Here is an 18,134-nt window from a genome sequence, read left to right as displayed (position 1 = left end):
CCGAACTCCACACGCAAGGCCTGGCGGGTGGTCAAGGCCCCCGGGTGTGGTCGGAGCCCCTGGGTGTGGTCAGAGCCCCCGGGTGTGGTCAGGGCAGCTTGGTCAGCTGCGCCACGGCTCGCTCGACGGCCATGCAGCGGTCCTGCACGTAATCCATGCCGGCCTCCTCGGCGATCCGTTTCGCCTCGGTGGACGCGATGCCGCTCTGCAGCCACACCGCCGGTGCCTTGATCGCGGCCGCCTGGCGGACGATCTCGACAGCGTCGCGGGACGGCCGGAAGATGGTGACCAGGTCGACCGGCTCGGTCAAGTCGGCCAGCGTCGGCACGGTCGGGACGCCGAAGATCTCGTCGACGAACGGGTTGACCGGGATGATGCGCCAGCCGTGCCGCAGCATCTGCAGCGGAACCGTGTGCGACGGCTTGTAAGGCTCTCGGGAAGCTCCGACGACGGCGATGACGTTCGCGTCTGCCAGGAGTTGCTGGGCGCTCCGCATCCATCAACTCTAGCCACCGCGCCGGGTGGAGCGCCGCGCCCCGAGCCCCCCGCCCGGGGCGCGGCGAGTCTGCCGGGCCGGTCGCTTACAGCAGCGTCAACTGGTCCGCCCGGGAACCGCCGCCCGGCGACGGCTCGGGGCCGCGGCGGGGGCGGGCCTGGGCGGAGTCGGGCTGTGACGGCTCGGTGAGAGGGCGGGTCTGGGCGGAGTCGTGCTGTGACGGCTCGGTGAGGCGGCGGGCCTGGACCGTGTCGGGCCGGTGCAGCCCGTGCCGGCGGGCGGCCATCCGGACCCGGGCGGTCACCTCGTCCTGGTAGGCGCGTCGCGAGTAGGAACCCTTGCCGAACAGCTCCCGGTACCGCGGGAGCAGGTGCGGGTGCTCGCGGGCGATCCAGGACGCATACCACTCGCGGGCGCCGGGGCGCAGGTGCAGCGGCAGGGGCGCGACGCTGGTGGCTCCGGAGGCGGCGATGGCGGCGACCGTCTCGTCGATGGACTCCTCGGTGTCGGTGAGGCCGGGCAGGATCGGCGCCATCAGCACGCCGATGGAGAAGCCGGCGTCGGTGAGGCGGCGGATCGCGTCGAGACGGCGGCTCGGGCTGGGGGTGCCGGGCTCGGCGGAGCGCCAGACCCGCTCGTCGACGAAGCCGACCGAGTAGGAGAGGGCGACACGGGTGACCTCGGCGGCCTGGCGGAGCAGGTCGAGATCGCGCAGGATCAGCGTGCCCTTGGTGAGGATCGAGAACGGGTTGGCGTGGTCGCGCAGGGCGGCCAGGATCTCCGGCATCAGGCGGTAACGGCCCTCGGCGCGCTGGTAGACGTCCACATTCGTACCCATGGCGATCGGAGCCCCGGACCAGCGCCGGTCGGCCAGCTCGCGGCGGATCAGGTCGCCGGCGTTCACCTTGACCACGATGCGGGTGTCGAAGTCGTGACCGGAGTCGAGGTCGAGATAGGTGTGGGTGTTGCGGGCGAAGCAGTTGTGGCTGACCACCCCGTCGGCGATGAAGTCGCCCGTGCCGGTGGAGATGTCGAAGAGCGGCAGGGTGAGGCCGAGGTCCTCGATGTCGACGACGGTGAGGCGCCGATTGGCACGCACGCCGACCCCGGACGCGTCCAGCGGCGCGGAGGAGGCGCCGGTCATGTGCCGGAACCGCAGCGCCGCCTCGAGATGCCGCTCGGTCTCCACCCGGTCCGGCCCGCCCCCGGCGAGCCCCGCCGAGCCCCGGCAGGCGTTGGACACGCCGGACGATGCGCGGCCCGACGTGGAGATGCCGGACGATGTGCGGCCCGACGTGGAGGTGCCGGACCCGCCGGCGCCGGAGCGGCCGCGGCCGGCGTGGACCGGCCGGCGGGTGGCGAGACCCAGGTGGGAGAGGGCCTCGGCGACGCGGCCCAGGTAGACCGGGTCGTCGCTGGTGAAGACGACGGCCAGCCGCTCGGTGTGCCCGACCGCGCTGAAGGCGCCGGCCAGAAAGCCCCTGAACCACTCGCCGGTCGGCATCTCGGGCCAGCGCAGCGCCTCGGTGAGCGGGATGTCGTCGAGGTAACCGTCGGCGCGGACCCAGGCGTCGCCCTCGCGGGCCGTGCCGCCGCCGGAGGCGTCACCGCGGACCAGGCCGCAGAGGAAACCCGTCCGGTAGTCGGGGGACTCCTTGGGCGGCTCGGCGAACCGGCCCACCCCGAACATCAGGTCGCCGACCGCCAGAGCGGGCAGGTGCGCCTCGGTGGGGCTGACGTGCCGCCAGCCGCGGTCGGTGAGGAACCGGTGGTCGCCGCTGGACACCAGGCGGGTCCCGTCGGAGAGGGTGACCCGGAACGCCGGCTTGCTGGTGGCCCAGTGGTCGAGGACCGTGGTCGGCACGTAGCGCCGGTGCGGCCCGGCGCCCATCGTGCCCATCACCGCGTCGCCCGGGCGGATCTCCGCGAGGGGCCGGGTGGAGCCGTCAGCGAGCAGGATCGGGGTGTCGCCGGCCAGGCAATAGGTGCAGGCGTGGGAACAGCCGCGGTAGGGATTGACGGTCCACTCGAACGGCACCCGGGACTGGCCGGGCACCCGGTTGATCAGCGATTTCGCCCGCACCTCGTAGAACGTCATCCCGGCGAATCCGGGAGTGTCGAAGGTGCGGACGGTGGCGCCGGGCAGCGCCAGCGGCAGGGGTGGAGCCGCCGGCACTGCCCTGCTGAGCAGCGACTCGTCGTCGGGGGGAGCCGACAGATGGGACCATCGCATGGCGGATATTCGAACACACGTTCGACGGCCTGTCCATGACCTTTCTCGAACGGATGTACGTGTCCTGGGGGCGGGCCGAACCCGTACCCGGTGAGGAGACAGGAAGGCCCGCGGACCGGAACCGGTCCGCGGGCCTTGAATGTCCTGCCGGGTCAGCTGCGGCCGGCGGCCGTCGCCTCGGGCTCGGCCGTGGCCGACTCGCCGTGGGCGCCCTTGCGGTGTGCGGCGATCTGCTCCCGCACCTCGTCCATGTCGAGCTGCTCGACCTTCTCGATCAGGCTCTCCAGCGCCGACTCGGGGAGTGCGCCCGGCTGGGCGAAAACCACGACGCCGTCGCGGACGGCCATGATCGTCGGGATGGAGCGGATGTCGAACTTCGCGGCCAGGGCCTGCTCGGCTTCGGTGTCCACCTTGCCGAAGGTGATCTCGGGGTGCTTCTCCGAGGACCGCTCGTAGGTCGGTGCGAAGCGGACGCAGGGCCCGCACCAGCTGGCCCAGAAGTCGACCAGGACGATGCCGTCCTTGCCGGTGACCTCGTCGAAGTTCGCTGCGGTGAGCGCAACCGTCGCCATGATGCCTCCGTCTGCGGGAATCGCTTTCGTCCGGTGAAACCTCTGGTACCCAACTCTCATTCCCGCCTGAGGCGCCGGTACACGTGTCGTGCGGCACTCCGCCGGAGTTGATCTGGGCAACCTATCGTAACTGAAAGTAGGCGGATGGTGTCGGATTGCCGACTCGAACGGGCGGCGTCGTCCGCGCCGGTTGCCATGATCCGGCCCTTTTGTCCTGCCTGTGGACCAGCTGTGGGAGCGCGCCCGGGACTTCAAATTAATAGGAAAGAATGTTAATTGTGAGCTGCCTCACAGTTGAAAGTCCTTCACATAGATACGGACCGTAAGGCAAACTCTTTCCCAACAGAGCGTGGGCGGCGGGTGCCGGGGAGGGCCCCGCCGCTCATTGCGTCTCCTGCCGGTGATCACATCCCGGCGCGGGAGCAGCCGACGGGCCACGTCCGTCGCGGGATGAGTAGCCTAACGCCCCATGACGGCGGGCGAGGATCATTTGACCGAGGTCGGCGTGGGCCCGTGGCCCGGCGACTGGCCGGTCGGCGAGCACTACGATCCCGAGCTGCTCGAGCAGGGCGATCGCCGCAACGTCGTGGATCGGTACCGGTACTGGACCCGGGAAGCCGTGATCGCGGATCTGGACGAGCGGCGGCACGACTTCCACGTCGCGATCGAGAACTGGCAGCACGACTTCAACATCGGCACGGTGGTCCGCAACGCCAACGCGTTCCTCGCCGCCGAGGTGCACATCGTCGGCCGCCGGCGGTGGAACCGGCGCGGCGCCATGGTCACCGATCGTTATCAGCACGTCCGCCATCACCCGGCCATCGAGGATTTCGTGGCCTGGGCCGCCGAGGCCGGCCTCCCCGTCGTCGGCATCGACAACCTCCCCGGCTCACGTCCGATGGAGACCACCACCCTGCCGCGGCGGTGCGTGCTGCTCTTCGGCCAGGAGGGCCCGGGCCTCTCCGGCCCGGCGCGGGCGGCGTGCGACCAGATGTTCTCCATCGCACAGTACGGGTCGACGCGCTCGATCAACGCCGGTGTTGCCAGCGGGATCGCGATGCACGCGTGGATCCGGGCACACGCGAAGCCACCGCCGGCCTGACATGCGCGTGCTGCCGCCCGGACGTGGGTGTGCCGCGCCGGCCTGACACGCGTGTGCCGCGCCGGCCGGCTCGGCTGCCGCTGCTGGCCGGACGGCTTCCTCCGGCGGCCTGACACGCTGACGAAAAGGCCCGATCCGCTTGACGCCGGACCGCCGGACCCGCACGGTATGGAGTGTGGGTGTCACAGTGAGTTGCCCCAGATGTGCTGGTCAGGTTCGGAAGCCGGACCTGATGCACAGCGCCTGGCGGTGTGACAACTGTGGCGACGTCTCCCCGTTCCACGTCGCCGAGCACATCAGCGCCGAGATCGTCGGCGCGGTGCTGCGGGAGTCGGCCGCGAGCGCGGAGCGGATCCCGCTCTGGTGCCCCTGGCCGTTGCCCTCCGGGTGGATGGTCACCGGCGCCGGCTGGTCGGGCGACGACCGGTTCGGCGTCCGCGCCACGGTGCTCGCGTGCAGCGGCCCGGAACCGCTCGGCGGCGGCCCGGCCGACCTGGTCCTGGTGGCCGAGCAGCCGGGTGTCGGACTGGGCACCCGGTTCGCCGGGATTCCCGGTCTCGACCCTGGTCACCTGCTTGCCGAGGCGCTCGCGGACCCGGGCTCGCACACCGGTCCACACGCGAAGATCAAGGCGGCCGGACACCCCACTCCACTGTGGTGTGTGAAGTCACCCGAAGATCGAAGTGCCTACGTGAGTGAGGCAAAAGGAATGTGGCTCTATGCGGTAGCGTGGCCCGCAAGCGCGGGCTATCTACTCGCGGAGCATGTCGTCCTGCACGACCTCTCCGAGGGGGTGCCGCCCGAGCTGGTGTTCGGAGCGCCATCGCCATACCTGCATGGTCGTGCCTAACCCTCTCGGGTGTGACCTGCGGTGATGACAATCGGCTTTCCAGACACTTTGTTCACACGAAGCGACGAAGCTGATACCGTCAGTACTGCCGCGGCGCTGAACGTCACCCGCACCGGAGGAGAAGGCCCGCCATGATCAAGAAGGTCCTCACCTGGCTTGGTATTGCATTCTTGATCTTCTTCATCGCCTTCAACCCGAGATCCGCCGCGGCGGTCTTCGAGTCACTCGGAGGCACGATCGCCGACATCGCACGAGGCTTCGGCACCTTCTTCACCGACCTCGTCGCATAGCATCTCTACATGGATCCTGGCGAGCCGCGCGAACCGCGAGGCGAGGGTGCCCGGCGCCCTCGGGACGACGACGAGAACTTCGGGTTCGACGACCCGGCGTTCGACGGTCCTGAGTACACACGCTCTGATCCCTATCCGGACGACGCCGCGTATGCACGCGATCAGCGCCGGACCGAGGAGATCTATGAGGACTCCGGCGAGTACCAGCCGCCGTCCTTCACCCCGGACGAGCTGGAAGGCCTCGACCAGGGTGGCGGCCCGCGCCGGTTCCTGCCGCTGGAGGACGAGCCCACCACGCTCGTCGCCCGGTACCTCTTCCCCACCGAGCGATATCGCGGTGAGTGGAAACGGCACTGGATCCATCTGACGACGCCGATCGCGATCGGCGCCGGCGCCACTCTCGTTCTGGGTTATCTCGCCGGCTTCCTCACTCGCCAGAACATCGACGGCATGGTCACGGTCGCCGTGCTGGTCTGGCTCGGCGTGATCAGCTGGGTCGCCTGGCAGGTCTTCGACTGGTACTTCGACAGGTTCATCCTCACCAACAAGCGCGTGATGGTGGTCAACGGGATCATCACCCGGAAGGTGGCCATGATGCCCCTCCTCCGGGTGACCGACATGAAGTACGAGCAGTCCGCTCTCGGCCGGATGCTGAGTTACGGCACGTTCGTGCTGGAGTCGGCCGGTCAGGACCAGGCGCTGCGCGAGGTCAAGCACCTGCCCAACCCGAACGAGCTGTACCTGCGGGTCGTCGAGGAGATGTACGAGCCGCAGGCCGTGGAGGCGCGGCTGGGCAAAGAGGACGACGACGCCGACTGATCGTGACGAGCATCGACCTTCACTGCCACTCGACGGCCAGCGACGGCACCCTCACCCCGGCCGAGCTGGTGCGGGCCGGGCAGGCCGCCGGGCTGGACGTCCTGGCGATCACCGACCACGACACCACCGGCGGCTGGGTGCCTGCCGCCGCGGCCCGGCCGGAGGGCCTCGCCCTGGTCCGCGGCGCCGAGCTCTCCTGCTGGTGGGGCGAGCGCGCGTGGGGCGGTCAGGGCATCGCGCTGCACCTCCTGGCGTACCTCTTCGACCCGGCCGAGCCGCTGCTCGCCGCCGAGCTGGCCCGGCTCCGCGAGGACCGGGAGCAGCGCGCCGAGAAGATCGTGGCGAAACTCCGGGCGGACGGTGTGCCGATCTCCTGGCCCGAGGTGCTGGAGTACGCGGCGGGCGGCTCGGTGGGACGACCGCACATCGCCCAGGCGCTGATCCGGGCGGGACTGGTCGGCACCACCACCGAGGCGTTCGCCTCCGCGTGGCTGGGTGCGCGCTACTTCGTACCCAAATCGGATCTTGACGTTTTCGAGGCTGTCCGTGCGGTGCGGGAAGCCGGGGGCGTGACCGTCTTCGCTCATCCGCGGGCGACCGTGCGCGGGCGGGTGGTGCCGGACCGGCTGATCGCCGAGCTGGCCGAGGCGGGCCTGTTCGGCCTGGAGGCCGACCACGAGGATCACACGCCGGCGGAGCGGGAACAGGTGCGCGAGCTCGCGGATCAGCTCGGCTTGGCGGTGACCGGGTCGTCGGATTTCCACGGTACGCACAAGACCGTCCAACTGGGGGCGTTCCGGACCGCGCCCGAGATGTACGAGAAAATCGTCTCCGCCGCCACCGGAGTACCGGTCCTGGGGTGACGATCGCCGCAGCCGCCTGCGGAAAAGGACGCCGCGCCCTAACTTGATCGGGTGAATGTCAAGCTGTTCGGCGAGTTCTTCGTGACTCTGCTGGTGATCGTCGATCCTCCCGGCATGGTTCCGGTCTTCCTCGCCCTGACCGGCAGCATGCCGGCGAAGGCCCGCAACAAGGCCGCCACGCAGGCCGTGCTGCTCGCCCTCGGCGTGATCGTGGGTTTCGCGATCGCCGGCCAGACCCTGCTGGACTACCTCCACGTGCAGCTGCCGGCCCTCCAGGCCGCCGGTGGCCTGCTGCTGGTCCTGGTCGCGCTGCAGCTGCTCACCGGCAAGACCGACGAACCCGCCGACCAGGTGGGCACCAGCAACGTCGCGCTCGTCCCGATCGGCACCCCGCTGCTCGCCGGACCCGGCGCGATCGTCGCCACGATGCTGTTCGTGCAGCGTGCCGAGTCCCTCGACGAGCACCTGATCCTGGCCGCCGCGATCCTCGCCGTGATGGCGACCGTCTGGCTGGTGCTGCGCTTCTCCGGGATCATCGTGCGGCTGCTGCGCCCGGCCGGCATCGAGGTGCTCACCCGGATCGCCGGTCTGCTGCTCGCGGCGATCGCGGTGCAGCTCATCGCGGATGCCGTCTTCGCGTTCGTGAAGGGGTACAGCGGGCAGTTCTGAGGGTTTCGCGTTCGGTTCCTGTCGGGGGGTGCTGGCAGGATTGTCGTGTGTCCCCCCGATCACGCGCCACCAGCTCCGCTGCCATCCCCGAGCAGCTCGGGTTCGCCGGCATGCCGGAGCGGCTCTTCGTCTGCACGCCGAGCAAGCTCGGGGCCTTCGCCGACTGCCCCCGCCGCTACCGCTATTCCTACGTCGATCGCCCCACCCCGCCCAAGGGCCCGCCGTGGGCGCACAACTCGATGGGCGCGAGCGTGCACACCGCGCTGAAGAACTGGTTCGCCCTGCCGGCGGAGCGGCGCGCGCCAGGCGCGCTTCCCACGCTTCTCAAAGCCACGTGGGTACGGGAGGGATACCGCGACGTCGACCAGGAACGAGCCGTCTACCGGCGTGCCCTGGAGTGGCTGGAGAGCTACGTCGCCACCCTCGATCCCGAGGAGGAACCGCTCGGTGTCGAGCGGGTGGTCGCCACCAAGACCGCGGTGCTGGCGCTGAACGGCCGGGCCGACCGGATCGACGCGCGCACCACCGACGACGGTCCCGAGGCGGTGATCGTCGACTACAAGACCGGCCGTTCCGGGCTGGACGCCGACGACGCGCGGGGCTCGCTGGCGCTGGCGCTCTACGCGTTCGCCGCCGAGCGGGTGTTCCGGCGGCCGTGCCGGCGCGTCGAGCTGCACCACCTGCCGACCGGGACGGTCGCGGCGCACGAGCACACCGAGGAGTCGCTGGCCCGGCAGGTCAGGCGGGCCGAGGAGACCGCGACCGACATCATGGCCGCGGAGAAAGCGGTGGCCGCGGGGGCCGATCCGGACCGGGAGTTCCCGACGAACCCGGGGTCGCTGTGCGGGTGGTGCGACTTCCGGAAGGTGTGCCCGGCCGGCGCGGGCGTGGCGGGGAAGGAGCCGTGGACCGCGGTGGAGCACCTGGGCGCGTAGCGGGCGTTTGAGCGGGCTGCTTTCACGCGGCGGGCCCTCAGCGCGCGGACCCTCAGCCCGCTGGCCCTCCGCGCGCTGGCCCTCCGCGCGCTGGCCCTCCGCGCGCTGGCCCTCCGCGCGCTGGCCCTCCGCGCGCTGGCCCTCCGCGCGCTGGCCCTCCGCGCGCTGGCCGTTAGCCCCGCTGGTTTTCAGCCCCGCTGGTTTCAGGCGGCTGGCTGGAGGCCGGCTCGTTCCAGGGCTGCTTTGCGCATGGGGGCCACCCGGTACTGCTCGGGCAGGGTGGCGAGGACGCCGGCCAGCAGAGCGCGCAGGCCACGCACCGAGAGGCGGGCGGCCAGGTCGGTGGTGGGCCAGCCCAGTCCGCCGTACATCTGACGGGCCCACGCCGGCAGCAGCGCGATCGCCGTGCTCGCGACCCCGAGGTATGCCCAGCGGGGCGGACCGAGGGTGAGGCCGAGCCGCAGCGCCCGGCCGCCCCACGTCGACGGCACCGGCGGCACGGTCAGGAACAGCGCCGTCTCCGCGCTGTCCCGGGTGAGGCCCAGCTCGGGCCGCATCGCCGCGTAGTAGTCCGCCACCTCGGCGGCGGTGCCCGGCACCGTCGCGGGGTCGAGACCGACCAGTTCCGCGGCACGCCGCTGCTCGGTGTAGTAACCGTCGACCTCGGCGGGCGTGAGCCGCACACCGGCGTCGACGGCCGTGCTCAGGAACGACTCCACCTCGGCGACGTGCACCCAGCGCAGCAGATCGGGCTCGTCCACCCGGAACCGCTCGCCGGTGCGCGGATCGGTGGCGTGGAGCCGGGAGTGCAGCCGGCGCAGACGGGCCGCCGCCGCGTGCACCTCGGCGGTGCTGCCGTAGACGACCGTCCCCACATAGTTCGAGGTGCGCACCAGGCGGCCCCACGGGTCGGCGCGATAACCCGAGTTCTGCGCGACTCCGGCGACGGCGCGCGGGTGCAGCGCCTGAAGATAGAGCGAGCGGAGCCCGCCGAGCATCAGGATCGGCTCCTGATGCAGTTTCCAGGTGACCGAGTCAGGACCGAACAGACCGACGTCTCCCGTCATGCGGTCAAGAGTGCCACGGCCGGGTTGCGATCGTCCGGTCCTGGCCCTGCGCGAGAGTGCCCCGACGTGAGATTGTTGCGCCTTCACGTATTTTGGTCCCGCGCACGACCCGTGATCGAGGAGGAATGGTGTTCGACCAGGTCAATGGTTTACCGGTACATATCCTCGTGCTCCACGCCGCCGTCATCTTCGTGCCGCTGCTGGCTCTCGGCAGCGTCGTCTACGCCGTCGTCGCGCGGTGGCGGGCCAAGATGGGGTGGGCCGTCGCGATCCTCGCCGTGGTCGCCCCGATCGCCGCCGTGGTGGCGAAGGTGTCCGGCACCGAGCTCTACAACCGGCTGCTCGGCCAGGGCATGTCCGGACCGATTCTTGAAATTCTGGACGACCACATGAACTACGGGACGATCACCATGTGGCTGTCGATCGCGCTCGGCGTGGTCAGCCTGATCCTCGTCGTGATGACGGGCCGGGCCGGTGCGCGGTTGCCCCGGGTCGTCGAGATCGGCTTCGCCGTGGTGATCATCGGGCTGGCCGCTGCGAACTGTTACTACATCTTCGAGACCGGTGACTCCGGCGCGACCGCGGTGTGGAACCCCGCATGAGCGCGGCCGGCTGCGCCGCCGAGGCCTGTCGTGGCGGAGCTGGGCGGTCCGCACGACCGCCGGTCAGAAGAACACGCGGGCGCAGAGCAGGCAGGTCACGATGATCGCGATCGCGCCGGCGACCAGTCCGACGCCGTAGGTCACCGTGCGGGCGGAGCCCTCCGCCTCGTCGAGCGCGTCGATGTCCTGACCGGGCATGGCGCGCGGCGGCGGCGGGTGGGCGATCGTCGGGGGCCGCCAGCCGGGCGCGGGCGGGTCGGTGCGCGGCGGCCCCGGATAGGCGGGACCTCCGGTGACGGGCGGCGCGTCCCGCTCCGGGCGGCCGAGCGACTCGGCGGCCGGATCGGGGCGCTGCCAGTACGCGTCTTCCGGGTCACTGGTGGGAGATGTCACGTTCACCGACGGTACAGCCGGAGGGGGAAGACGGCCTCGCCGCCGTCGGCTTACCCTCTTAGACGTGGACATCCTGGATGGCCCCGAGCGGGACAGCGACGCCGAGCGTGAGGTGGACTTCGAGTCCGAGGAGGCCGCCGTGCTTCCCGATCAGACCCGCGACGACACGGAGCGGGGCTGGGGCGAGCGCAGCTACTCCAACGACGACCGGCTCTACGAGGACCGGCCGCCGCACTGGGGCTGACCCGGGCGGATCACCACGGTGGTCAGCCGGGCGCAACGACCACGGTCACGCCGGGCACGGATGGACCACGGTCACGCCGGGCGCGGAAGGACCACGGTCACGCCGGGCGCAACGGCGACCGTCAGCCCGGGCGGATCACGATGGCGAAACCATCGCCCGCGCCGGCCAGCGCGCTGTCTGCCTCGCCGGGGTCGAGCGCCAGCAGCAGGCCGCCGGTCGCCGGGTCGTCCGCGCCGGTCACCTCCAGGACCAGGGCGGCGCTCGCCACGAGCGTGCTGCGGTCACCGGTGCGCAACAGATCGACCCGCTGCCCGGGGCGGACCAGCGTGAGGGCGGTGGGGTCGGCCAGGCGTACCGGAACGCCGACCTTGCCGGCCGGGATGCCGGGACTCGCGGCACTCTCCTGAGCGGACGGCGTGGGCGCGGCCGGATCGGCGGGGTCCGGAGCGCGGGCCGTGGGCTGGTACCAGAGCACTGCCGCGGACGTGATCAGCAACGCCGCCGCGAGGACGAGCCGGGCCAGGGCGCCGCGCTGCGGGCGGCGCCAGCGGACCGGGTCCAGGCGTTCCCGGCGACGGTTGCGGCGGGTGAAGGCTTTGCGGGCCGTCATCCGGGCCTCCCTGAGTTCGCCCGACCCGCCGGCGGGGGTCGATCGGGAGTGCACGCTAGGGCGGCCGGGGCGCGGTCGTGGCGGGGCCTGTGGACAACCTGGGGATGTGGACGATCAGCGGGGAGCCGGCCGATCGTGCTAGACAGCCCGGAGCAATGAGAAACAGGCAGCCCGGAGCGATGAAGAACACGCGGCCCGCAGACACGAGAACGCCGGGCCGTCGGGGACGGCTCGGCGTTCTCGATGATGCGCGCGGCGGCTCAGGAAGCCGTGCTGGCGGCGGGTGTCGAGGCGGGCTTCGACGACGCCGCGGCCGGGGTGCTGCTGCTCGTGCCGGCCGAGCTCGACGACGAGTCGCTGGACGTCGACGACGAGGACGCCGCCGCGCCGGACTTCTCCGCGCTCACGTTTCCGGAGCGGGAGTCGGTGCGGTAGAACCCGGAGCCCTTGAAGACGACGCCGACGGAGTTGAACACCTTGCGCAGCTTGCCCTGGCAGTTCGGGCACTCGGTCAGCGCCGGGTCTGAGAAGGACTGCACGGCTTCGAGCTGCTCACCGCACTCGGTGCAGGCGTACTGGTAGGTAGGCACGGCTCCTCCGGATCCTTCGGCTGTTGGCACTCGCCAACTCCGAGTGCCAATGTTGCGGCATCGGAGGTCAATTCGTCCACTCCGGCCCCCGCCTGAGGGGAGTCAGGAGAACGTCACAAGGCCGCCAGTGGGCGTGATCACACCCCGGACGGCTCGATCGTGCGGCTCCGCGGGCACCTCGTCAACGAGCTCGCCGTCGTGCAGGAGAGCCACGGTGAACGGGCCGGGATCGCCGAGCCGGGCCAGGACGCGATCGTAGGAACCGCCGCCGCGCCCCATCCGCACGCCACCCGGCCCGACCGCGAGCGCCGGCACCAGGACCAGGTCCGCCTCCCGGATCGCGCCGGCACCGAGCCGTGGGCCGCCCGGCTCCCGGAGGCCGCGCGGCCCTGAGTCGAGCGATCCGTCGAACCGGGCCCAGTCGAGATCGTTGTCGGGCAGCAGCACCGGCAGCAGGAGCCGGCCGCCGGGTGGCAGCGCCGCGGCGACCAGTCCGGGCAGGCCGGGACCGCCGGGCTCGGTGCCGACCGGGGAGTAGGCGGCGATGGTTGACGGGGCGAGATCCCGTACCAGGGAAAGGGTGTTGCTGTGGATCTTGGCGGCTGACGAAGCGAGCTCTGCGTCCGAAAGTGATCGACGCGCCGTGAGCAGCCGCGCGCGCAGAGCGATCTTGTTTTGTGGTGATTTTTCCGCGTCACCGGCTAAATCCGACATGCAACACCCCCTTTTGAAAAGCGGCAAACGGTGCACACTATGTCAGCATCGCTGGAAAAGAGGGCCACTCCCGGGAGGAAGTGTGACACTTCGTGGCCGGCTAACCAGCGCGTTCCTGGTGGTCGTGCTCGGTCCGGTCTTGCTCGGGTCCATCTTCGTCGCCCTCACCGTCGGTGCCGTGAGCCGCGAACGGACGGCCGAGCGCCTCGACCACGCCGCTATCACCGTGGGTGCCGCCGTGAGTGCTGTCTGTCGCCAACTTCAGGCGGCTGCGGACGCGGTGGCGGTGGTTCCGGCTACCGAGCGTTCCGCCGTCGCCGATCAGCTGATCGCCCGGGGCCTGGCGACGGCGATCCGCATGACCGGTCCTGATCAGCAGCCGGAATCCTCCCGCCCGCGCGGGGCCAGCCGCGAGGAGATGCTCGAGAAGGGCGGTCGCCCGATCGGCTGGCAGAACTGCGCCGAGCCGGCACCCGGCGCCGTCACCGCGCTCGCCGCGCTCGCCACGACGCCGCAGGCGGGCACGACCCCCGAGGTGACCGTGATGGCCGCACAGCGCGTGGACGGCGCCCTGCTGGCCCGCATCGGCGCGGTGGGCGGCGTGGCGGTGACCCTGGGCGCGCCCGCAGCCGGCAGCGGCGCGGGCGTCCGTGGACTGACCGCCGAGCCCGGCCAGCCGCTGCCGCTGATCCTGACCGTGCCGGCCGCCGACCCCACCGTGCGGTACGCGATCCTGCTCCTGATCGTGCTGGTGACCGCCCTGGCGGCGATGCTCGCCGCTCGCTGGCTGGCCCGGTCCACCACCCGGCCGCTCGGTGACCTGGCCTGGGCCGCGGACCGGGTGGCCAACGGCGACCTGGACACCCGGGTGCCGATCCCGCGACCGGACGAGCTGGGCCGGCTGGCCGGCACGTTCAACCGGATGACCCGGGAGCTGCAGTCCTACGTACAGGCGCTGACCGCGAGCCGGGACCAGCTCCGGCGGCACCTGGCGATCCTCGGCGACACCCTGTCCAGCACCCACGACCTGGACCGGATCCTCCCGGTGATCCTGCGGACCGCGATGACCGCGACCGGCGCCCGGGCCGGTCTGATCCTGCTCGCCGAGCCGGACGGGCGGCTGGCGGTGCGGTGTGGCGCCGGGCTGACAGGTGAGTGGGACCTGCCCGCCGCCGAGCTGGCGCAGCGCCGGCTGGTCGCCGGACGCGGAGTGCTGGGCACGGTGGCGTCGACCGGCGCGCCGCTGCAGGGGACGGGCGCGACGAGCGACGACGAGCCGGCATGTGAGTCGTATCTCGCCGTGCCGATCTGCGCGCCGCCGAACCCGGACGCCGAGGGCGAGCCGGGACCCGGAACGCTCGGGGTGCTGGCGCTCTACGACCGGCTCGGCAGCCCGGCCTTCGAGGACACCGATCTGCGGACCCTGCGCACCTTCGCGGGGCAGGCCGGGGTGGCGGTGAACAACGTGCGGGTGCACGAGGAGGCGCAGCGGCTGTCGCTGACCGACCCGCTCACCGGACTGTGGAACTACCGTTACCTGCGCGAGGTGCTGCGGCGCGAGGTGGAGCGGGCGAGCCGGTTCGGCCGGATGCTGACCGTCCTGGTGCTCGACCTCGATCACTTCAAGGAGGTGAACGACACGTACGGGCACACCGCCGGTGACCTGGTGCTCGGCGAATTCGCCCGGCGCATCCGGATCGGGCTGCGCGAGGTGGATGTGGCGTTCCGCCAGGGTGGTGAGGAGTTCGTGGTACTGCTGCCGGAGACCGACGCGTACGGTGGAGTGATCGTGGCCGAACGGCTCGGCGCGGCCGTTCGCGACTGGCCCGTGCCGATCGACCCACGCCGTCCTGATCTCGACGACCGCATCTCGATCAGTGTCTCGATCGGCATCGCGGTCTTCCCGGAACATGGGAACACCGCACAGGAGGTCCTCGACGCCGCGGACGTTGCGCTTTACGCGGCGAAGAACTCGGGTAGAGATACGTACCGACTGGCCGAACGGGGATCGTTCGATCCCGCAGCGGCCACGACCGGAGGGCCACAACCGCCGCGGCAAGTCCGTGGCCGATAGTCTTCGCGGCATATCCGGGCACGATCCAGCGAAGGTGCGGTGACGCAATGACGACGAACGCGCAGGGAACAGGCCGGCGCGCGGTGAAGGCAGTGATTCCGGCGGCAGGACTCGCCACCCGGTTCCTGCCGGCCACCAAGGCCGTGCCGAAGGAACTGCTGCCGGTGGTGGACCGCCCCGTGCTGCAGTACATCGTCGAAGAGGCGGCCGCGGCCGGCATCACCGACGTCCTGCTCGTCACCGGCCGGGGCAAGACCTCGATGGTGGACCACTTCGATCGCCGCCCGGATGTGGAGCAGCGGCTCGCCGACAAGGGTGACACCGCCCGGCTCGAAGCGGTCCGCCGGACCAGCGAGCTCGCCGACATCTACACGGTCCGCCAGGGTGAGCCGCTCGGCCTCGGCCACGCGGTCGGCACCGCCGCCTCGCACGTCGGCCCGGACAACGCGTTCGCGGTGCTGCTGGGCGACGAGTTCGTGGAGGAGTCCCGCCCCCTCCTGCCGCAGATGCTCGATCTGCAGGCGGAGACCGGCGGCATCGTGCTCGCGCTGATGGAGGTCGACCCCTCGGAGACCTCCCGCTACGGCATCGCCTCAGTGGAGAAGTCCGACGAAGAGGACATCGTCCGGATCACCGGTCTGGTCGAGAAGCCCAAGCCGGAGGAGTCGCCGAGCAACCTCGCCGTCCTCGGCCGCTACGTCCTCCCCGGCAAGATCTTCGAGACGATCGCGGACACCAAGCCCGGCGCCGGCGGCGAGATCCAGCTGACCGACGCGATGGCGACGCTGCTCGCCGAAGGCACCCCGGTGCACGGCATCGTCTACCGCGGCCACCGGTACGACACCGGCATGCCGCTCGGATACCTGCAGGCGGTCGTGCAGCTGGCCGTCCAGCGCCCCGACCTCGGGGAGGAGTTCCGGGCCTGGCTGACCGACTTCGTCGGTGGTCAGAAGGGATGACCGCCACGGCCGATGCCGAGGCGGCCGCCAACGAGCTGATGCCTCTCGCCGAATACCTGGGCAGCGTGCTGCGCAGGTTGCGGGCGCTGCCTCCGCTCGACCTCGACCTCACCCAGGCGCACGGGAACGTGCTGGCGGCCGACGTGATCGCGCCGCACCCGTTCCCGGCGTTCGACCAGGCCGCGATCGACGGGTACGCGGCCCGATGGGAGGACCTGGCCGGCGCCGGGCGCATCGGGTCGCACCCGTCCTCGCTGCCCAAGTTCGACAACAACGCCCGCACGGTACGGCTCAACGTCGTCGGCGACCTGGGCGCCGCCAGCTGGCGGCCGGTCCGGCTCACTCCCGGCACCTGCTTCTCGGTGGCGGCCGGGGCGCCGCTGCCGATCGGCGCCGACGTGGTCGTGCCGGTGCACTGGACCGACCAGGGCATGGCGGCCGTGGAGATCCTGCACGCGCCGAAACGGGGCTCCGGCGTCCGGCGGGCCGGCGAAGAGATCGCGGTCGGCCAGGTGCTCGCGCGCGCCGGGACGTACGTGTCACCCCCGATGGTGGCCACGTTCGCCGCCTCCGGCATCGGTCACGTGCTGGTGCGGCCCAGTCCGCGGGTCGTCGTGGTGGCGACCGGCGACGAACTGGTCGACGTGGGCCGGCCCAGCCAGCCCGGGCAGGTGGTGGACGCGAACTCGCACGCGCTGACCGCTGCCGCGGTGGAGGCCGGCGCTCTCGCGTACCGAATAGGCATTTGTGACGACGATCCGGAAGGCCTGCGTGGCCTGCTGGAGGACCAGACGTTGCGGGCCGACCTGATCATCACGACCGGCGGGACCGGCACCGGGCCCGGCGACATGCTGCGCCGCGTGCTGTCCCGGCCCGGCACCGGCCGCGGCTCGGTCGAGTTCACCGACGTGGCGCTCTGCCCGGGCACCGCGCTGGGGTTCGGCACGGTCGGCGGCGAGGAGGTCCCGGTGGTGTGTCTGCCGGGTGAGCCGGGCGCGGCGCTGATCGGCTTCGAAGTCCTGGCCTGGCCGGTGATCCAGCTGCTGGCCGGGGCCGAGCCGGTGTTCCGGACCAGCGTCAAGGCCCATCTGCTGGAGACCGTCTCCTCGCCCGGTGGGCTGCGCGAGTTCCGCCCGGCGCACGTCGCGGAACGACGCGGCGGCGGTTACACGGTGCAGCCACTCGCCGGTGGGCCGTACACTCTCTCCGGTTTGTCCGAGGCGAACGGTCTGCTCGTTCTCGGGGAAAGGGTCACCACGGCGGCGGCGGGTTCGACCGTGGACGTGCTGCTGCTCGACCGGAGGCGATGAATGCTCGGGGCCACCCCCGGATGGCCAGCCGTCCTGGCGGATGGTCCGGTGCTGCTGCGGCCGTACAAGCGTGGTGACGCCCGGGCCTGGTCCGAGGTGCGGATCGCCAACCAGGCGTGGCTCGCCCCCTGGGAGTCGGCGCCGCCCGGCCCGTGGTCCGAGATGAACTCGCCCCGCGCGTTCGGTTACGTCTACCGCGACATGAAACGGGCCGCCCGGCGCGGCGACAGCATGCCGTTCGCGGTCTGCCTGGTCGACAACGGGCGGGAGCGGCTGGTCGGCCATGTGAACCTGGGCAACATCGTCCGGCGGGCGTTCGCCTCGGCGTACGCGGGTTACTGGGTGGACTACCGGGTGGCCGGCCGGGGCGTGATACCGACCGCGCTGGCGCTCGCCGTGGATCACGCGTTCGGGCCCGGCGGCCTGCACCGCATCGAGATCAACATCCGCCCGGAGAACGGGCCGAGCCGTCGTGTCGTGGAGAAGCTGGGTTTCCGCGAGGAGGCGTACCACCAGCGCTACATGCACATCGACGGCGGCTGGCGCGACCACCTCGGATACGCCATGACCAGCGAAGAGGTGGCCGCCGAGGGCGGTCTGCTGTCCCGCTGGAAGCGCGTCCGCGCCAGTAAATGATCTTGGCGTCGTCACTGTTGTCGGCGCGGCGCGCGAAATATCACGGCTACCGCCCGTAACCTCGCAAACGGCGCGTCTCTTTCGGGCGTGTCTTCTGCGTTCCAGT

21 protein-coding genes are annotated in these 18,134 nt (G+C 71.3%); 14 read left to right on the top strand and 7 right to left on the bottom strand.

Features of this window, described 5'->3' with window-relative positions; translation table 11 throughout:
* Window positions 1-88 precede the first annotated feature (88 nt).
* The 3 genes from AMIS_RS37250 to trxA form a co-directional block, all read right to left on the bottom strand.
* A complete protein-coding gene (locus AMIS_RS37250; protein ID WP_014447653.1) occupies window positions 89-496 on the bottom strand; it encodes a CoA-binding protein in 408 nt (135 codons plus the stop codon).
* Between the two features lie 85 nt (window positions 497-581).
* Entirely contained in the window at window positions 582-2,729 is a 2,148-nt protein-coding gene (locus tag AMIS_RS43815; protein WP_014447652.1) for an intein-containing Rv2578c family radical SAM protein, read from the bottom strand.
* A gap of 152 nt (window positions 2,730-2,881) precedes the next feature.
* Entirely contained in the window at window positions 2,882-3,301 is a 420-nt protein-coding gene (gene trxA / locus AMIS_RS37240) for a thioredoxin (RefSeq protein WP_014447651.1), read from the bottom strand.
* 469 nt (window positions 3,302-3,770) lie between these two features.
* On the opposite strand from trxA, the gene AMIS_RS37235 reads away from it, so the two are divergent.
* The 7 genes from AMIS_RS37235 to AMIS_RS37210 all read left to right on the top strand — a co-directional run bounded on the left by AMIS_RS37235 (window position 3,771) and on the right by AMIS_RS37210 (window position 8,829).
* Complete coding sequence (locus tag AMIS_RS37235; RefSeq protein ID WP_014447650.1) at window positions 3,771-4,403, top strand: TrmH family RNA methyltransferase; 633 nt, start codon at window positions 3,771-3,773, stop codon at window positions 4,401-4,403.
* Between the two features lie 175 nt (window positions 4,404-4,578).
* Entirely contained in the window at window positions 4,579-5,253 is a 675-nt protein-coding gene (locus AMIS_RS37230; RefSeq protein WP_014447649.1) for a DUF6758 family protein, read from the top strand.
* Between the two features lie 131 nt (window positions 5,254-5,384).
* Window positions 5,385-5,543 carry a hypothetical protein gene (locus tag AMIS_RS43550; protein WP_014447648.1) on the top strand — a complete coding sequence of 53 codons (159 nt, stop codon included), beginning with the start codon at window positions 5,385-5,387 and terminating at the stop codon, window positions 5,541-5,543.
* Window positions 5,544-5,552: 9 nt separating this feature from the next.
* Window positions 5,553-6,362 carry a PH domain-containing protein gene (locus AMIS_RS37225; RefSeq protein ID WP_014447647.1) on the top strand — a complete coding sequence of 270 codons (810 nt, stop codon included), beginning with the start codon at window positions 5,553-5,555 and terminating at the stop codon, window positions 6,360-6,362.
* A complete protein-coding gene (locus AMIS_RS37220; protein WP_041831651.1) occupies window positions 6,362-7,225 on the top strand; it encodes a PHP domain-containing protein in 864 nt (287 codons plus the stop codon). Before AMIS_RS37225 ends, AMIS_RS37220 begins: the two co-directional genes overlap by 1 nt.
* 51 nt (window positions 7,226-7,276) lie before the next feature.
* On the top strand, window positions 7,277-7,894 hold the full coding sequence (locus tag AMIS_RS37215) for a MarC family protein (protein ID WP_014447645.1): 618 nt from the start codon (window positions 7,277-7,279) through the stop codon (window positions 7,892-7,894).
* Window positions 7,895-8,004: 110 nt separating this feature from the next.
* The gene (locus AMIS_RS37210) at window positions 8,005-8,829 is read left to right on the top strand and encodes a RecB family exonuclease (protein ID WP_157435540.1); all 825 of its coding nucleotides are present in this window, start codon (window positions 8,005-8,007) and stop codon (window positions 8,827-8,829) included.
* Window positions 8,830-9,032: 203 nt separating this feature from the next.
* Here AMIS_RS37210 and AMIS_RS37205 read toward each other — a convergent pair whose 3' ends face one another.
* Window positions 9,033-9,896 (bottom strand): oxygenase MpaB family protein, encoded by an 864-nt coding sequence (locus tag AMIS_RS37205; protein WP_014447643.1) that lies wholly within the window; start codon window positions 9,894-9,896, stop codon window positions 9,033-9,035.
* Between the two features lie 125 nt (window positions 9,897-10,021).
* On the opposite strand from AMIS_RS37205, the gene AMIS_RS37200 reads away from it, so the two are divergent.
* Window positions 10,022-10,498, top strand: a complete 477-nt coding sequence (locus tag AMIS_RS37200) for a DUF2231 domain-containing protein (protein ID WP_014447642.1) — start codon at window positions 10,022-10,024, stop codon at window positions 10,496-10,498.
* Window positions 10,499-10,561: 63 nt separating this feature from the next.
* Here the strand turns inward: AMIS_RS37200 and AMIS_RS37195 are convergent, their stop codons facing one another.
* Window positions 10,562-10,891, bottom strand: coding sequence for a hypothetical protein (locus AMIS_RS37195; protein WP_041831649.1), 330 nt, complete (start codon window positions 10,889-10,891; stop codon window positions 10,562-10,564).
* Between the two features lie 64 nt (window positions 10,892-10,955).
* Here AMIS_RS37195 and AMIS_RS37190 point away from each other — a divergent pair, with 64 nt between their 5' ends.
* The gene (locus tag AMIS_RS37190; protein ID WP_014447640.1) at window positions 10,956-11,135 is read left to right on the top strand and encodes a hypothetical protein; all 180 of its coding nucleotides are present in this window, start codon (window positions 10,956-10,958) and stop codon (window positions 11,133-11,135) included.
* A gap of 121 nt (window positions 11,136-11,256) precedes the next feature.
* Here AMIS_RS37190 and AMIS_RS37185 read toward each other — a convergent pair whose 3' ends face one another.
* The gene (locus tag AMIS_RS37185; RefSeq protein ID WP_014447639.1) at window positions 11,257-11,745 is read right to left on the bottom strand and encodes a hypothetical protein; all 489 of its coding nucleotides are present in this window, start codon (window positions 11,743-11,745) and stop codon (window positions 11,257-11,259) included.
* A gap of 243 nt (window positions 11,746-11,988) precedes the next feature.
* On the opposite strand from AMIS_RS37185, the gene AMIS_RS44465 reads away from it, so the two are divergent.
* Complete coding sequence (locus tag AMIS_RS44465) at window positions 11,989-12,180, top strand: hypothetical protein (protein ID WP_231859454.1); 192 nt, start codon at window positions 11,989-11,991, stop codon at window positions 12,178-12,180.
* 257 nt (window positions 12,181-12,437) lie between these two features.
* On the opposite strand, the gene AMIS_RS37175 is transcribed toward AMIS_RS44465, so the two are convergent.
* Window positions 12,438-13,049: a 5-formyltetrahydrofolate cyclo-ligase gene (locus tag AMIS_RS37175; RefSeq protein WP_014447637.1), complete on the bottom strand. Its 612-nt coding sequence runs from the start codon at window positions 13,047-13,049 to the stop codon at window positions 12,438-12,440.
* A gap of 82 nt (window positions 13,050-13,131) precedes the next feature.
* Between AMIS_RS37175 and AMIS_RS37170 the strand changes: the two genes are divergently transcribed.
* From AMIS_RS37170 to AMIS_RS37155, 4 genes are read left to right on the top strand one after another with little or no spacing between them, the layout of a single operon-like run.
* Window positions 13,132-15,123, top strand: coding sequence for a GGDEF domain-containing protein (locus AMIS_RS37170; RefSeq protein WP_014447636.1), 1,992 nt, complete (start codon window positions 13,132-13,134; stop codon window positions 15,121-15,123).
* A 47-nt stretch (window positions 15,124-15,170) separates the two neighbouring features.
* Window positions 15,171-16,082, top strand: coding sequence for a UTP--glucose-1-phosphate uridylyltransferase (locus tag AMIS_RS37165; RefSeq protein ID WP_014447635.1), 912 nt, complete (start codon window positions 15,171-15,173; stop codon window positions 16,080-16,082).
* On the top strand, window positions 16,079-17,392 hold the full coding sequence (locus AMIS_RS37160) for a molybdopterin molybdotransferase MoeA (protein ID WP_014447634.1): 1,314 nt from the start codon (window positions 16,079-16,081) through the stop codon (window positions 17,390-17,392). Before AMIS_RS37165 ends, AMIS_RS37160 begins: the two co-directional genes overlap by 4 nt.
* A complete protein-coding gene (locus tag AMIS_RS37155) occupies window positions 17,393-18,028 on the top strand; it encodes a GNAT family N-acetyltransferase (protein WP_014447633.1) in 636 nt (211 codons plus the stop codon).
* Window positions 18,029-18,134 lie beyond the last annotated feature (106 nt).

The sequence above is a fragment of the Actinoplanes missouriensis 431 genome (assembly GCF_000284295.1).
In the GTDB taxonomy this organism is placed as follows: Bacteria; Actinomycetota; Actinomycetes; order Mycobacteriales; family Micromonosporaceae; genus Actinoplanes; species Actinoplanes missouriensis.
This window is presented reverse-complemented; position numbering and strand designations above follow the sequence as displayed.

Bases quoted from the DNA above. Each gene is read 5' to 3' on its own strand.
- AMIS_RS37250 (WP_014447653.1), bottom strand. From the start codon at position 496: ATGCGGAGCGCCCAGCAACTCCTGGCAGACGCGAACGTCATCGCCGTC.
- AMIS_RS43815 (WP_014447652.1), bottom strand. From the start codon at position 2,729: ATGCGATGGTCCCATCTGTCGGCTCCCCCCGACGACGAGTCGCTGCTC.
- trxA (WP_014447651.1), bottom strand. From the start codon at position 3,301: ATGGCGACGGTTGCGCTCACCGCAGCGAACTTCGACGAGGTCACCGGC.
- AMIS_RS37235 (WP_014447650.1), top strand. From the start codon at position 3,771: ATGACGGCGGGCGAGGATCATTTGACCGAGGTCGGCGTGGGCCCGTGG.
- AMIS_RS43550 (WP_014447648.1), top strand. From the start codon at position 5,385: ATGATCAAGAAGGTCCTCACCTGGCTTGGTATTGCATTCTTGATCTTC.
- AMIS_RS37225 (WP_014447647.1), top strand. From the start codon at position 5,553: ATGGATCCTGGCGAGCCGCGCGAACCGCGAGGCGAGGGTGCCCGGCGC.
- AMIS_RS37210 (WP_157435540.1), top strand. From the start codon at position 8,005: ATGCCGGAGCGGCTCTTCGTCTGCACGCCGAGCAAGCTCGGGGCCTTC.
- AMIS_RS37205 (WP_014447643.1), bottom strand. From the start codon at position 9,896: ATGACGGGAGACGTCGGTCTGTTCGGTCCTGACTCGGTCACCTGGAAA.
- AMIS_RS37200 (WP_014447642.1), top strand. From the start codon at position 10,022: ATGGTGTTCGACCAGGTCAATGGTTTACCGGTACATATCCTCGTGCTC.
- AMIS_RS37185 (WP_014447639.1), bottom strand. From the start codon at position 11,745: ATGACGGCCCGCAAAGCCTTCACCCGCCGCAACCGTCGCCGGGAACGC.
- AMIS_RS44465 (WP_231859454.1), top strand. From the start codon at position 11,989: ATGATGCGCGCGGCGGCTCAGGAAGCCGTGCTGGCGGCGGGTGTCGAG.
- AMIS_RS37175 (WP_014447637.1), bottom strand. From the start codon at position 13,049: ATGTCGGATTTAGCCGGTGACGCGGAAAAATCACCACAAAACAAGATC.
- AMIS_RS37165 (WP_014447635.1), top strand. From the start codon at position 15,171: ATGACGACGAACGCGCAGGGAACAGGCCGGCGCGCGGTGAAGGCAGTG.
- AMIS_RS37160 (WP_014447634.1), top strand. From the start codon at position 16,079: ATGACCGCCACGGCCGATGCCGAGGCGGCCGCCAACGAGCTGATGCCT.
- AMIS_RS37155 (WP_014447633.1), top strand. From the start codon at position 17,393: ATGCTCGGGGCCACCCCCGGATGGCCAGCCGTCCTGGCGGATGGTCCG.